The sequence below is a fragment of the Paenibacillus sp. FW101-FHT12H11 genome (assembly GCF_058790355.1).
Window position 1 is genome coordinate 500,500 of the sequence record NZ_JBYTCO010000003.1, and the last position, 14,975, is coordinate 515,474.

Here is a 14,975-nt window from a genome sequence, read left to right on the forward strand (position 1 = left end):
AACTGATCCTAGCCATATTAATGGATGGGAGGATTGATGGATTTTGCCAACACGTACATACCTTAACGGATCAGTCTTGGTGCTTTGCCTGATATCGGGCATCGTTGATGTGATCGGCTATTTGGGACTGGGACATGTCTTCACAGCTAATATGACAGGTAATCTTGTGCTGATCGGAATCGCTATCGGGCAAGCGCAGCCGCTAGCTGTGCTTCGTTCCATTCTTGCTTTTATTGGTTTTGTTGCCGGTATCGCCCTCGCAACTATGATCGTGAAGCGAGGTCGGGAAGAGCAGATTTGGTCCAGAGGAGTAACGGCTGCGTTAGGCGTCGAAGCTCTTCTGCTTTTGGTTGCGGCTTTGCTCTCCTATGCGGGAGACAGCGATAGGAACTTATATATCCTCATTTTACTATTGAGTATGGGGATGGGCATGCAAACGACAGTCGCCAGACATTTGAAAGTGGCAGGGATTTCAACGACAGTTTTGACCAATAATCTGGCGAATGTCATTGAGGATACCATTGCTCATTTTCGCCGAGCTAATCGTTTTACTGCAGACGCATGGTTGCGCACATGGGCGGTAGCCATTTATTGTCTCGGTGCGGTAATTACCGCTATTTTGGAACCGCACGCACTCTTTGCGTCCATCTGGATACCAGTAGCTCTGTTGGTCGGGCTTGTGACAATGGCGGCAATCCGCTTTCGTTAAAAATGATGAGAAGAACTCATACAAAAGGGGTATGCATGAATAAGACAAAATTTCTGGGGCCAAAATCATACGTATTCATTTTTCCAGTGATTGCGCTAGTGATAGTTTCTGAATGCATCACCTTCCCGGCAAAAATCAACTGGCTGCTAGTCTTATTCCTCATATCAATAGCCATCATCGAACGGATTTATATGCATCTTTTCAATAAGATTTGGCTTCCTTATTTTATCATCGTGATCGGCCTCATTATTTTTGCAAAACATTCGATTTTATATAGTTTCTTCTACCTTGTTCCGGATGCGCTGATCATTTGGTTGAAAAGAAGGGTTAGCATCTGGTATGATCTGCTGCCGTCTCTGTCAATCAGCTTGATTACGATTGTCTTAGGCAATTCTTTTTATAATTGGACATCGCACTCCTACATCAGCCGTCTGGGAACCTTATTTCTGCTTTTTGTGGTAAACTGGGTGCTCGCTTACTTTTTCTCATTTTTTGAGTCCGGTAAGCTGACCACCTCGCCAGTCGTTTCAACGTTCATACCGACTTGGTTTGAAATCGGTGTCATTTTTCCTTATATGGCCGTATTCAATTATTTCAATTATCCGGTCGTCATGTCAGCTTTTTTGGCGTATTTAATTGTTGTTAAAGTCTGTCATTCGAGAAGGATGCAAGTGAACGAATCACATGTCAAGCAGCTCATCTCTCTCATTGGTACAAGACTTCAGCTGCAGGTTCTATTGATGGATTTGGGCTCCATAAAGGGAATCTATTATCCAAACAAACGTATCATTGTGATTGATCATAAACTGGATTATCCGGAGCAACTGGATACGCTGGTACATGAATGGATTCACTGCGAGTTAAGAAAATACAAAAAGTCCCCACTCTTTCTTGAGGAAATATGGGTCACGATTTTAGAAGCGGTAATCAGTTGGTATTATGTGTTTAATTTAAAAAAAATTCTTACGACAGGAGGATACAAATGAGTCAGCGGCTGGGTCAAGAATTAAGACGTCTGCGTAAAAAGAAAGGATTAACCTTGGAAGAAGCGGCTTCTGCGACCGGTATAACCTTACAATATATGAGTCTGCTTGAAAAAGGGCAAAGAAAATCGGCCTCGTTCGAAATCATGGCCAACATTTCAAAGTTCTACGGAATTCCATTGGACTACTTCGCCCAATTTGTTGATGATGATCAAAATGAGGTTCATAACTTAAGTGAAACAGAACTTGAAATATGGAGTGCCATCAACAATAAAGTAAAGGATGAAATCTATTATAAGAAGGGAGATTTGCTGGCGGATTGGCTTCGTTCATTTTTTCGAAAATAAAAATAGGGAAGAAAGGCTTTCCTTTTTCAATTGTGTCATGAGATTCAACTTTAGAAGATAAAAATTCATATTAATTCATCAATAGTTGAAAAATTCCTGGAAGAACTTTATAATTTAGAATAACCGTTCTTCTGAGGAGGCACATTGTTGAATCTTAACAAAAAAATTGAGCTTGCCGTATGGTCGATTAAGATTATAGAAAGTGACACGATTTATCCAAAAAGAGCTAACACACTTGATTTGACCTACCCTACTCTTCAGTGCTCGGATGTTACCGATGTTGAGGCAGAGTTTGTAGCGGATCCTTTCGTAGTTTCGGATGGTTCGAAGTATTATGTATTTTTTGAAGTGTTGAATAAACATTCTGAACGCGGTGAAATTGCGGTTGCTGTCAGTACGGACGGGGAAATATGGCATTATGACCGAGTTGTCCTTAAAGAGAGTTTTCACCTGTCTTATCCAAACGTATTTACATATGAGAATGACTATTATATGCTGCCGGAGTCGTCGGAAGCAGGTGGCGTATTTTTATATAAATCCATGCAATTTCCGTATAACTGGGAGAGAAAAAAACAGCTGCTATCTGGCCCATTTGTGGACCCGACCCTTTTCTATCATGATCAGAAGTGGTGGATGTTCGTTGGCAGCAAAGATGGAAGGAATCTTTATTTGTTCTATGCTGACCGTGTGGACGGAGAATGGGTGGAACATCCCTGTAATCCTATTATTAAAAATGATCAGCATATATCTCGACCGGCGGGAAAAGTGGTTTGTCAGGATGGGGAGATTTACCGGTTTACACAAGATGGGGTTCCATCGTACGGGAAGATGGTTAGAGCTTTTCGAATCACGAAGCTGAGTGAGACAGAATATGCAGAGGAGGCCATTGAGCCTGGTTTGCTGACGGGATCTGGCCAACAGGGAAGCTGGCGGAAGGATGGCATGCATCATATCGATCATCTCCAAATGAAGGATAATAAGTGGATGATCGCGGTTGATGGGCATTTTTTCAAAGAACAGAACTATCTCGCTTGGAAGACTAAACGCTTCGTGAACAGACCTTTCTATAGCTCTTACAAGCTGTCTCGCACTATTATTAAAAAATTGCAGCTTATTGCTCAGTTATGGTAGTAACCAACATCTAATCCGCGGAGGTCGCGGATTTTTTTATTTATAACGGAGTGCGAAGCATGGGAGGTTTATTGGAATTAACTATAAAGATAATCGATTTAATATATTAGACCAATAGGAACTTTGACCATATGATAAGTATATCAATAATTACCAGAACAAGAGGAGGAACAACATTACCATGTCAATTTATCACTTTCAGGCAAATCTGATAGACGGAAAGCAAGTCAATCTGTCAGACTACAGAGGGAAAGTTCTTCTCATTGTCAACACTGCAAGTAAATGTAGTTTTTCGCGTCAATTTGCTGATTTACAAAATCTTTATGAATCTCGTCAAGAACAAGGTTTTGAAATACTAGCATTTCCATGCAACCAATTTAACGAGAAAGAGCCATCCAGCAATTCGGAAGTACAAGTATTTTGCGAGAATAACTTCGGGATCACATTCCCATTGTTTGAGAAAACGGATGTAAGAGGTCCATCTACTCACCCATTATTTCAATATCTTACACAGCAAGCACCTTTTAAAGGGTTTGATACGCAGACGAAGGATGGTCTATGGATGGACGAGTTTCTGCGTGAAAAATATCCGGACATCTATATGGGCGACGGGATTAAATGGAACTTCTCTAAGTTTTTAATTGATCGTGAAGGACAAGTCATAGCAAGATTCGAATCAACGGTGTTGCCCTCTGAAATTGATACTAAAATTGCATCGTTGTTGTAGCATAAGGAAAGCCTGCAAACCTTTGAGTTTGCTGGCTTTATGCTTGTTAACACAATGCATAACTCATCCTTTTTCAAAGGACGGACTACTCGTTACTTGTGCGCCAAGGAGACGTCGCGATAACAGAAAGGCAAAGGCCAGAAAGGCTACCACGATAAAACCGTACAACAAGTAATAGCCGCCGATACGGTAAAATAGGCTGCCAACGATCGGGCTGAGAGCCATTCCCATATATCGGAAAAGGTTGTATGCTCCGACAGCGGTCGCACGGTTTTTCGTGAACGCTCCAGTCAGCAGCGTGGTTTGCACCGGAAGCGAGAGTCCGAGAAATAAGCCAAATAAAATAATGCCAACCAACAGCCATGGTAAAGAAATTGCGTAGAAGATCAGGAAAAACAGGATCGAAATTGCATTTAGATACGTCGTCAGAACGAGCAGCTTTTCCCCTTCTATCCGTGTTTGAATTTTCCCGCCTAAATAACTGCCAACCACGATGCCAAGCGACATCGGCAGAAAGACAAGACCCTTTTGCTCAGCTGACAAGCCGTAACGCTCGGTTAAAATATTCGGCAAGAAGACCAGGAAATAATAAAACACGTAATATTGAATGAACCCAAGATAGATAATGGAAGATCCGATCCGATTCTGAAGAATGCCTGCAAAATCCCGCAGTTGAAACCGCCCGCCTTCGATGTTGTCCGGCTTCGTTTCCTTCAAATAAAGGTAGTTGAAAACCAACACAAGCATACCCGTTGCCGCAAGCGCGAGAAATACGGAATGAAAATGGAACAGCCCGCTAAGGAAGCCGCCGATGACCGGTCCGAGCACAGGGCCTAACGAAACGAGCATTTGAAAGGTTCCCATTGCTTGGCCGCGTTCTCTTCCTTCGAATAAATCGCTGATGACCGTAACGGCCACGACAGATCCGGCAGCGATGCCAATCGCCTGCAGCGCTCGGGAGATTAGCAGCAGCGCTATCGTGTCAGAGAAGAAACAGCCAACCGAAGCCATAACATACAGGGTTATTCCGAACAGCATGACTTTGCGGCGCCCTTTTAAGTCCGTGAGCGGACCATAAATCACCTGCATCATGGCAAGAAATAAGGTGAACACGGAAATCGTCAAGTTGACGACGAATGAGGTGGATTGGAGCTGGCTGGCAACCTCGGGTAACACCGGGGTGTAAATGGTTTGCGTGAACGGTCCAAGAAATGCAGCAAACGCAACAAGATAAACAACGAATTTACGATTCACGATGCTCAATCCTTTCTTTGAAATTCCTATACTCATCGTAATTGAAATCTGTTATTTATTCCAATGCATTTCATGCTATAATCTCATTGATTAGAAGGAATGAATGAGGTGTACGGAATGGAACTTCTTCAACTGCACTATTTTCTTGCGGTCGCTCGTTCGGAGCATGTGACCGAAGCTGCTCGGAAACTGCACGTCACACAATCGTCATTGAGCAAAACGATTCAACGTCTGGAGGAGGATCTAGGCGTCTTGCTATTCGATCGAATCGGCAGGAAGTTGCAACTAAACGAGTTCGGAAGAAGATTTCTTCGGCGTGCAGAAAGGGCTTTGTTCGAATTGGAACAGGGGAAGCAGGAGCTTAGCGATTTAGCCAGCCCCGATCATGGCGCGCTTGAATTAGGAGTAACCAGCGCAAGCGTATTGCCCGACATTCTTCGGAAATATCGAAAAAAGCGGCCGAATATTCAATTTCATGTACAAATGCTGACTACAGAAGAAATGATTATGCTTCTAGAGCGAGGTGAGGTCGATTATTGCTTGTCCTCGCCTCCTGTTGAAAGGGATGAGATCGAATGTCAAGTCGTCTTCATCGACCCCATCCTTGTTGCCGTTCCGATGGGGCATCGGTTGGCGGATCGAAGCAGCGTATCTTTGAGTGAGCTGAAGGATGAATGGTTTGTCGGGCTAAAAGTTGGCTACGGTACACGCGATTTAATGGACCCCGTGTGCAAATCGGTTGGATTTACTCCTCATTATGTGTACGAAGGGGATGAACCGGCAAGGTTGGTCAATCTGGTGGAAGCCGAAATTGGCATAGCTTTCATACCAAGCACGGCTAGAAATGATCGAGCACAAATCAAATATTTGCAAGTAGAGACACACGAAGTGGTGCGAAAAATCGCATTATTATGGCACAAGAGTCGTTACATATCACCGGCAGCACTGGATTTTCGTGAGATTGTTGTTGAATATTTTGAGGGTTTATCCAAAGAGACCCAACTATGAGATGAGGTGTTGGCTATGAAAACCATAGGACTGATAGGTGGCATGAGTTGGGAATCATCCTTGCTTTATTACCAAATCATCAATCAACGCGTAAAGGAAAAGTTAGGCGGGCATCATTCCGCAAAAAGCTTAATGTATTCAGTGGATTTTCACGAAATCAAGACGCTTCAATATGAAGGGAAATGGGATGAAGCTACAAACATCATGATGGAATCAGCTCAAAAACTCGAAGCCGGTGGTGCAGATTTCATCGTCATATGCACGAATACAATGCACAAGATGGCAAAAGAAGTAGATGAATCGGTATCCATACCTGTACTGCATATCGCTGACGCAACCGCAAGTGAAATTGTTAAATGTGGAATAAAAACAGTCGCTTTGCTTGGAACTGCTTTTACGATGGAACAAGCCTTTTACAAGGGTAGACTGACTGAAAAGTTTGGACTTCACGTCATCGTTCCAGATGAAGCAGACAGGAAGATTGTACATGATATTATCTACGAGGAACTTTGTCTTGGAATCATAAATGAAAGTTCGAAACAGTCTTATTTAGCGATAATCGATCGTCTTGTCCAAGATGGGGCACAAGCCGTCATTCTCGGCTGCACGGAGATCACGATACTAATATCTCAATTGGACTGCAAGGTTCCTATATTCGATACAACGAAAATCCATGCTGAATACGCTGTAGATTATGCAATTAGTAATAAATGTATATAACTAAATTATACGGGTCTATTCCCGACAGATATCGCTTATAATCAAAGCATCAATGAATAGAGGAGGCATTTTACATGGAAAACTTAACGATTTATATCACCGTACCAGCATCTAAGGGTGGAACCCTTACTTAAAAGGTTAGCGGTGTACACCCTTGGATGTGTTAGTTAAATAACACGAAAAAGGGGTAAAACCATGCGTTTTCCAGTGAAAAAGTTTTTTTCTTATTACAAACCCTATCTACCCTTGTTTCTTAGTGTATTGGCTTGTTCCTTTATCGTTTCTGCTGTGACATTGCTGTTTCCGCTGCTCGTTCAGCATATAACGAAAGACGTTTTGAAGGGGGACTTGTCCTCAGCATTAAGCAGCGTGTATAAAATTGGCGGGTTGATGCTTGTTTTAGTCGCGATCCAAAATATCGGGAATTACTTTGTAGATTACAAAGGTCATGAAGTTGGCGCACGCATGGAAAGAGATTTGCGCAGCGAGCTGTTTGCACATATGCAGACGCTTTCCTTTGGTTTTTATGATAAGGAAAAGACGGGGCGGCTCATGTCTCGGATAACGAATGACCTGCTGCTGCTTTCCGAACTCTACCATCACGGTCCAGAAGACTATGTGAAATACCTTGTCCGCTTTATTGGAGCATTTTTCATTTTATTTTCCATTAACGCCAACTTAACGATCGCCGTGTTCTGTTTCTTTCCGGTTTTAGGCGCTTTTTCATTGTATTTCAATAAGAAGTTGAATCATGCCCTTAGAAATAACAAGGAACGAATCGGGGACGTAAATGCTCAGGTAGAAGATAGCCTATCGGGCATCCGCGTCGTCCAGTCGTTCGCTAACGAGCATGTCGAAATCGAAAAGTTTGAGCGGACCAATCATCATTTTCTCGATAGCAGAAAGAGAACATACAAAGCGGAAGCGTATTTCTACAACGCTGTGGAGTCGATCATCCAGCTGATTACCATTACGGTGATTATCTTTGGCAGTGCCAGTATCGTCCGCGAGACGCTCCATATAGCGGATTTGATCACTTTCTTGCTATATATCAGCTTTATGATTGAACCCATACAACGGCTAACGCATATGAGCTCACAGCTGCAAGAAGGAATAACGGGCTTTCAGCGGTTTACGGAAATCATGAATGTAAAGCCGACGATTGCCAACAAGCCGAATGCTTTGATTCTTCCTGAAGTACATGGAGACATCGTGTTTAGGGAGGTTTCCTTCCGGTATGAAGCCCACTTGAACCCTGTATTAGATAATGTGTCCCTACGCGTGCAACCTGGAGAGTATGTGGCGCTAGTAGGGCCGTCCGGTGGGGGGAAAACGACATTATGCTCCCTGATCCCCCGTTTTTATGAAGTAACCCATGGGGATGTATTATTGGATGGCATTAATGTCCGTGACCTCGAACTGCGGTCATTAAGAAATCATATCGGGGTCGTGCAGCAAGATATTTTCCTTTTTGCAGGAACGGTAATGGACAATATTCGCTATGGAAACCCGGATGCGGACGAAGCTGCCATTATCGAGGCTGCGAAACTCGCGAATGCCCATGATTTTATCATGAATTTATCGAACGGTTATCATACCGAGATCGGGCAGCGAGGCGTTAAATTGTCAGGTGGTCAAAAACAACGGCTAAGCATCGCCCGCGTATTTCTAAAGAATCCGCCCGTTCTTATATTAGATGAGGCAACAAGCGCACTTGACAACGAAAGTGAGAGTCTGGTCCAGGAATCACTGGAGTTATTAGCAAAAGGGCGAACCACGATTGTCATTGCCCATCGACTTTCCACGATCCGTAATGCCGAACGCATTATCGTATTGACAGAGGACGGCATTACGGAACAGGGAACGCACGAAGTTTTATTGGCACGAAATGGCGTTTATGCCCATCTGTATGCCAAGCAGTTTGAATTACAAGTATAAACGCTCAAGCCGCAAATCGGCCTTCTTTTTAAAACAGGTATTTCCATTGATTGGAATATATCTGTTTTTTTATTTGCCGCTTCAGCTCCACTTAACTCTAGGTAACTTAGTATAAAATTATTTACTCCTTCTCATAACAGGAATGACTATTTATAATTGATAATAAAGAATAAATGATGAGGTAGACATGCAAATCATTCGAGATGTTCGCAAGTTTGTTTCGATCCCCGGAGCGAGAACGCTGCTTACCATGCTATTTCTCTACGGCATAGGAACCGGTATTTTAGCGCCTATGAACGCTGTGTATCTTAACGAGAGTGTAGGGCTTTCGAAAAATCAGATCGTTGCTGTTTTCGCGGTATCCTTGTTCTGCAATATGGCCATTACGATTACCGTTGGTTGGATCAGCGACCGGCTGAAGAACAAGAAGAAGCTCCCGGTAATAGCGGCCATTCTTTGCATAATTGGATTGTTCATCTACATGAATGCATCAGATTTTCGGAGTGCTCTCATCGGCATGACGATAACCGTTGCACCGTCCGGATTGATTATGGGGCAGCTGTTTGGCATGGCTAGAAATCATTTTGCCCGCAGTGCCGGTGAGATTGTGGAGATGGCTCAAATATGGCTTCGGGCCACGTATAGTATTGGTTTTTTTACGGGGCTGCTGTTAGGAGCAAACATCTTCCTTATTGCAACGTTTAAAGGCGTACTGTGGGGGAATTTGGCCGGCTATGTAAGTTTGGTCGTTCTCTTGCTGGTGTACAAAGAGACAACGGGTGAACCGGGAGTAAAGCAAGCAGTGAAGGGAGAACCGTTCTCCATTGTTATGCTGATTGCCCTGCTTATGCTCGCTTGTGCTGATGCCATTCGAGGCTTATATTTACAGCTTGTCGTATTAAAGTTGTTCGGTAAGCCGGAGATTATGTCCTATATATGGAGCGCACAGGCGGTATTCGAGCTGTTTTTCATGACACTGGGCGGATACTTGGCGGCACGGTACGGTAGCAAAAAGATTATTTTACTCGGCGGTTGTTTCGCACTCGCCACCTATTTGACGTATACGAGCAGTACCTCGCTTCCGGTTTTCTTTGCCGTTCAGCCATTGTATTCGTTTTTTGTTTCGATTCTGTACGGAGTTGCCATGGGGTATGTGCAGCGGATGTTTTTAAACCGAACAGGATTTGGGGCAAGCCTATACGTGTTCATCTCGCAAACGGCTTCTTTAATCGGATATTTCTTGCCTCTGTTCATTCAGGGGATAACGCCGAAAATCTTCTTTATACCAAGCTCACTTGTAGCGCTATCGTTACTTATTATGGGAATGGTGTTATACAGGGAAAGACGATTGAATAGGAGGAATTCGATCGTCATCGAGCAACTGTGAACACTTGAAATATTTCCCGAGCAATAAAGTTTGTAAAACTAAAATCTGGAGGGATTCGTTATGCGATATCGGAATTTGGGGACAAGCGGATTGGAAGTTTCGGTGCTGGGTTTGGGGACAAATGCATTTGGGGGGCGCGCAGACAAAAATACCTCGATTCGAGTCCTGCATCATGCCGTGGATAATGGGATTACGTTTATTGATACTGCGAATATTTATACTGGCACGAAATCGGAAGAGATCATCGGAGAAGCGTTTGAAGGACGGCGCCACGAAGTGCTCCTTGCGACAAAAGTGGGGATACAACGAGGAGAAGGCCCGAACACAAGAGGTTCCTCGCGTCAACATATTCTAAAGGAACTCGAAGGCAGTTTGCGCCGCTTGCGAACAGACTATATTGACCTGTATCAGATTCATGTTTTTGATCCAAAGACTCCGCTTGAAGAAACTCTTCGTGCTTTGGACGATCTGGTGACGTCCGGAAAAGTGAGATATGTAGGCGCTTCAAATTATGCAGCCTGGCAAATGATGAAAGCCTTGTCGATTAGCGAAAAGGAGCGGCTGGTGAAGTATGTTTCGGTGCAGCCAGGCTATTCACTGGTTGACCGCGGTGTGGAAAGAGAGCTGCTTCCATTCTGCGTGGATCAGGGAATTGGCATTATTCCTTATTTCCCGCTGGCAGGAGGAATTCTTACAGGAAAATATTCGGGAGGTTCTGTACCAAGCGGATCACAGTTGGACATGAATCCTAACTTCGTGCGGCGTGTGAACTCCGCTCGCGTGGAGGTCGGGGAACAGGTGGCGAAGATCGCGGCGGAGATCGGCACATCGGCCACGGCTCTTTCGCTGGCCTGGTTGTTGCACCAACCTGCAGTAAGCACGGTTATTGCCGGAGCGACCCGAGAACACCAAATCGATGAGAATCTAAAGGCGGTTAACCTTGAGCTTACCGAGGATGTTCTCAATTCACTCGATGAAGTAAGTAAAGATTTTGTCTATTCGCCTCCGTTTTGAGGTAGATCCAAATCATGAGAGAATGGAGGTGAATGCTGAGTGATATATGAGTTGAGAATCTATACCATTCATCCGGGAAGAATCGATGCGATTCGAAAGCGTTTCTCCGATCATACGTTAGGTATTTTTGCCAGACTAGGCATGCAGGTGTGTGATTTCTGGGAGGATTTGGAGGAGCAGCCCAAGCTCTATTACACGATGAAATATGAAAGTATGGAAGAAAGAACAAGACAATGGGAAGTTTTCTCGCAGGACAAGGAGTGGAACGAAGTAAAGCAGAAATCGGAGCTGGACGGGAAAATTGTTGCATCTGTCGAGCAGATTTTTATGAAAAGAGCGGATTACTTCGTGCTTTGATGTCTGCGGCAATTGAAAATTGGGTGGGAACTTACCCGATGATTTATCCCCTTCTGGTAGCAGTGCAAAGTTATGCACTGTCTACCAGAAGTTTTTTTTGCTGTTTGAAGTGTTTAATTAACATTTGGAAGAAGATTCATTTTCCCTATTTATCAACTTGTATTTGGGTTAAAAATGCGTAAATCCACAACTATTTGAAAATGTAAAAAGTTGAGTTATAATAGATATGAAATTATGTTCATAATTCATGAACATAATTTCAAAATGTGAAGAGGACGGAAACGCATGGGCGGAGACAAACTGGAGAAAATTGTAGATGCGGCTCGCATGTACTACCAATTGGATTATAGTCAACAAGATATAGCCAAGAAGCTAGGCGTATCTCGTCCGACTGTATCCCGTTTTTTGCAGCAGGCAAAAGAAGAGGGGATAGTCCAGATCAAAATTATGGATCCGACCGAAAATAAAGAACTTTTAGCCGAACAATTGGAAGCAAAGTTCACGCTCAAAAAGGCGGTCGTCGCTTCGGTCCCTGAATATGAAGATCATATCGTTAAGAAATATATTGGAGAAGCAGCCGCTATATATTTAGATGAAGTCGTGCAGGATGGCGACACGATCGCGATGACTTGGGGAACAACGCTCTACGAGGTTGCCACTCATTTGCCGAATAAGCTTGTGAAAGATGTGACTGTCGTTCAACTGAACGGTGGTGTCAGCTATTCGGAGACGAATACGTACGCTTCCGAGATTATTCATCTTTTTGGTAATGCGTTCAATACTACTCCGCATTTGTTGCCATTGCCAGCGATCGTGGATCACGCAGTTGTGAAGCAGGCGATTGAGGCGGATCGGCATATCCGCAAAATTCTTGAAATTGGCAAGCGTGCGAATATCGCGGTGTTCACCGTTGGTGTACCTTCAGAAGATTCGGTGCTGATCAAAGCGAATTATTTCTCCGAAGCCGATCTGGAGATCATCCACGCAAAGGGTGCGGGTGACATTTGCTCCAGATTTATCGATCTGGAAGGCCAAGTGTGCAGTGAAGAATTGAATCTTCGTACGATTGGTATCGATCTCGCCGAATTGAGAACGAAAGAGAAATCAATCCTCGTTGCAGGCGGCATGAAAAAGGTCGAAGCCATCTACAGTGTTATCAAAGGTAATTATACGAATACATTGATTACAGATCAATTTACCGCACAACATTTATTGGCTTATGCCAATGAACAATCACTATAAACAATTGGAATAGTAAAAGGAGTAAATCCCATGGAAAATAAAGATATTGCTCAAATGATAGATCACACGCTTCTGAAGCCGGATGCAACAAAAAGTGAAATTTTGAAGATTTGCGGCGAAGCTAAACAATACAGCTTTGCTACAGTCTGCATAAATCCAACGTGGGTCTCGCTTGCAGCGAAAGAACTCGAAGGCTCGGGCGTAGGCATTACTACCGTCATTGGCTTTCCTCTGGGTGCAACCACAACATTCGCCAAAATGGCTGAAACACGCGACGCCATTGCGAACGGAGCGACGGAAGTGGATATGGTGCTGAATATCGGCGCGTTAAAATCCAGTGATTTGGACACGGTGAAAAAAGACGTCGAAGGCGTCGTTCAAGCGAGCAACGGCCAAGCGGTCGTTAAAGTGATTTTGGAAACAGGGTTGTTGACCAATGAGGAAAAAGTAACGGCTAGTAGGATCTGCAAAGAAGCTGGAGCGGATTTCGTGAAAACATCGACAGGTTTTGGCCATGGCGGAGCAACAGTGGAAGATATTACTTTGATGAGAAAAACGGTCGGCCCCGAAATGGGCGTTAAAGCATCTGGCGGCGTGCGCGATCTTGAAACAGCTCGCAAGATCGTTGAGGCCGGAGCAACACGGATTGGTGCAAGCTCCAGCATCGCCATCGTTACCGGCGGCAAAGGACAAGGCTATTAAAAAAAAGGAACAGACGAATCCCTGGGATTTGGTTCTGTTCTTTTTTTATGTTTCAAATGAGCTAAACAAATCGTGAGGACAAATTTCCAATTTCGGGCTGTATTCATAACTTAAGATAGGCACTTAACCAGTGACAAATTTTGAAGTGGTTAGAATACGGGGTGCAAAATATATGAAAATCAATACACCGAATCAACATATACCTCAACCGATCCGAAGTGATGGGGCTGGTTGGTGGGATTTAGGACCACGTGACATTATGCGAGACAAGGAGAATCCTGACATGCTGGTTTCTCCTGTCACCGATGCCGGTTCGCTTCCCAATCTGAAATTCTCTTTTTCCGATACGAATATGCAGTTGAATCACGGTGGTTGGTCACGTGAAGTAACGGTTAGACAACTTCCGATTGCGACCGAGGTTGCTGGAGTGAATATGGCTCTGACTCCGGGTGGTGTGCGAGAGATGCATTGGCATCAGCAAGCGGAATGGGCGATCGTGCTTGTGGGGCGAACACGCATTACATCCGTCGATCAAAACGGGAGGAACTTTATTGCCGACATAGGCGTAGGAGACCTCTGGTACTTCCCTCCAGGGATTCCGCATTCTCTTCAAGGACTCGAGGAAGGTACGGAGTTTTTGCTCGTTTTCCCGGACGGTAATTTCTCTGATCTTAATACATTAGCTATCTCTGATTTCTTCGCACATACACCAAAGGAAGTTCTTTCAGCGAATTTTGGCGTTCCCCAAAGTGCTTTTAACAATATCCCCAACCATCAGGTGTACATTTTTCAATCCGAAGTGCCCGGTCCCATAGAAAGCCAACAGGTGGCAGACCCTCAAGGTACGGTGCCATTGCCCTTTAAACATCGACTGCTTGCACAAGAGCCGATTATAACCCCGGGCGGGAGTGAAGTGCGTATCGTGGATTCAAGAAATTTCCCTATTTCGACTCAAATATCCGCAGCGTTACTTGAAATCAAACCGGGTTCGATGAGAGAGATGCACTGGCATCCAAACGCGGATGAATGGCAGTATTATATCTCGGGTACGGCGCGCATGACAGTTATGGCACCCAATGGTACGGCACGTACGTTTAATTATCGTGCTGGCGATGTGGGATATGTACCGCGGGCGTTCGGGCACTATATTCAAAACACGGGAAATGAAAGCGTGTGGGCTTTGGAGATGTTCAGGAGTGACCGCTTTGAAGATGTTTCATTGAATCAATGGATGGCGCTCACACCTCCTCAAATCGTATCACAAAACTTACATGTAGGACCTGAATTCATGCAGGCATTGAATAAAGAAAAACAATTTATCGTGAAAAACCCGGGGATTTCTTACCCAAGAACGAACAAATAAGTGTTTGCAAAGATGTTCATTATCACCTATAATACTGAATGAATGTTCAGTATTATAGGTGATTTTCATTGTCCGGATCTGTCAGCCAGAAAG

The 14,975-nt window shown here is 44.1% G+C and carries 15 protein-coding genes; 14 read left to right on the forward strand and 1 reads right to left on the reverse strand.

The window, feature by feature from the left end; all coding sequences use genetic code 11:
- Window positions 1–43 precede the first annotated feature (43 nt).
- The 5 genes from AC3WTJ_RS12380 to AC3WTJ_RS12400 all read left to right on the forward strand — a co-directional run bounded on the left by AC3WTJ_RS12380 (window position 44) and on the right by AC3WTJ_RS12400 (window position 3,897).
- On the forward strand, window positions 44–709 hold the full coding sequence (locus tag AC3WTJ_RS12380) for a YoaK family protein (protein ID WP_492521993.1): 666 nt from the start codon (window positions 44–46) through the stop codon (window positions 707–709).
- Window positions 710–744: 35 nt separating this feature from the next.
- On the forward strand, window positions 745–1,695 hold the full coding sequence (locus AC3WTJ_RS12385; RefSeq protein ID WP_492521994.1) for a hypothetical protein: 951 nt from the start codon (window positions 745–747) through the stop codon (window positions 1,693–1,695).
- Window positions 1,692–2,039, forward strand: a complete 348-nt coding sequence (locus AC3WTJ_RS12390) for a helix-turn-helix domain-containing protein (protein ID WP_157324967.1) — start codon at window positions 1,692–1,694, stop codon at window positions 2,037–2,039. The genes AC3WTJ_RS12385 and AC3WTJ_RS12390 overlap by 4 nt, the downstream gene beginning before the upstream one ends.
- A 147-nt stretch (window positions 2,040–2,186) precedes the next feature.
- Window positions 2,187–3,170, forward strand: coding sequence for a glucosamine inositolphosphorylceramide transferase family protein (locus AC3WTJ_RS12395; RefSeq protein ID WP_492521995.1), 984 nt, complete (start codon window positions 2,187–2,189; stop codon window positions 3,168–3,170).
- Window positions 3,171–3,351: 181 nt separating this feature from the next.
- Complete coding sequence (locus tag AC3WTJ_RS12400; protein ID WP_492521996.1) at window positions 3,352–3,897, forward strand: glutathione peroxidase; 546 nt, start codon at window positions 3,352–3,354, stop codon at window positions 3,895–3,897.
- A gap of 63 nt (window positions 3,898–3,960) precedes the next feature.
- On the opposite strand, the gene AC3WTJ_RS12405 is transcribed toward AC3WTJ_RS12400, so the two are convergent.
- Complete coding sequence (locus tag AC3WTJ_RS12405; protein WP_492521997.1) at window positions 3,961–5,151, reverse strand: MFS transporter; 1,191 nt, start codon at window positions 5,149–5,151, stop codon at window positions 3,961–3,963.
- Between the two features lie 117 nt (window positions 5,152–5,268).
- On the opposite strand from AC3WTJ_RS12405, the gene AC3WTJ_RS12410 reads away from it, so the two are divergent.
- The 9 genes from AC3WTJ_RS12410 to AC3WTJ_RS12450 all read left to right on the forward strand — a co-directional run bounded on the left by AC3WTJ_RS12410 (window position 5,269) and on the right by AC3WTJ_RS12450 (window position 14,882).
- Window positions 5,269–6,159, forward strand: a complete 891-nt coding sequence (locus AC3WTJ_RS12410) for a LysR family transcriptional regulator (protein WP_492521998.1) — start codon at window positions 5,269–5,271, stop codon at window positions 6,157–6,159.
- Window positions 6,160–6,174: 15 nt separating this feature from the next.
- Window positions 6,175–6,879: an aspartate/glutamate racemase family protein gene (locus AC3WTJ_RS12415; RefSeq protein WP_492521999.1), complete on the forward strand. Its 705-nt coding sequence runs from the start codon at window positions 6,175–6,177 to the stop codon at window positions 6,877–6,879.
- A gap of 195 nt (window positions 6,880–7,074) precedes the next feature.
- Entirely contained in the window at window positions 7,075–8,817 is a 1,743-nt protein-coding gene (locus tag AC3WTJ_RS12420) for an ABC transporter ATP-binding protein (protein ID WP_492522000.1), read from the forward strand.
- Between the two features lie 187 nt (window positions 8,818–9,004).
- The gene (locus AC3WTJ_RS12425) at window positions 9,005–10,204 is read left to right on the forward strand and encodes an MFS transporter (protein ID WP_492522001.1); all 1,200 of its coding nucleotides are present in this window, start codon (window positions 9,005–9,007) and stop codon (window positions 10,202–10,204) included.
- Window positions 10,205–10,264: 60 nt separating this feature from the next.
- Complete coding sequence (locus tag AC3WTJ_RS12430) at window positions 10,265–11,218, forward strand: aldo/keto reductase (protein WP_492522002.1); 954 nt, start codon at window positions 10,265–10,267, stop codon at window positions 11,216–11,218.
- 39 nt (window positions 11,219–11,257) lie between these two features.
- Window positions 11,258–11,575: an NIPSNAP family protein gene (locus tag AC3WTJ_RS12435; RefSeq protein WP_492522003.1), complete on the forward strand. Its 318-nt coding sequence runs from the start codon at window positions 11,258–11,260 to the stop codon at window positions 11,573–11,575.
- A gap of 285 nt (window positions 11,576–11,860) precedes the next feature.
- Window positions 11,861–12,817, forward strand: a complete 957-nt coding sequence (gene deoR / locus AC3WTJ_RS12440; RefSeq protein ID WP_492522004.1) for a DNA-binding transcriptional repressor DeoR — start codon at window positions 11,861–11,863, stop codon at window positions 12,815–12,817.
- A gap of 30 nt (window positions 12,818–12,847) precedes the next feature.
- Window positions 12,848–13,519 (forward strand): deoxyribose-phosphate aldolase, encoded by a 672-nt coding sequence (gene deoC / locus AC3WTJ_RS12445; RefSeq protein WP_492522005.1) that lies wholly within the window; start codon window positions 12,848–12,850, stop codon window positions 13,517–13,519.
- A 172-nt stretch (window positions 13,520–13,691) separates the two neighbouring features.
- Entirely contained in the window at window positions 13,692–14,882 is a 1,191-nt protein-coding gene (locus AC3WTJ_RS12450) for an oxalate decarboxylase family bicupin (protein ID WP_492522006.1), read from the forward strand.
- Window positions 14,883–14,975 lie beyond the last annotated feature (93 nt).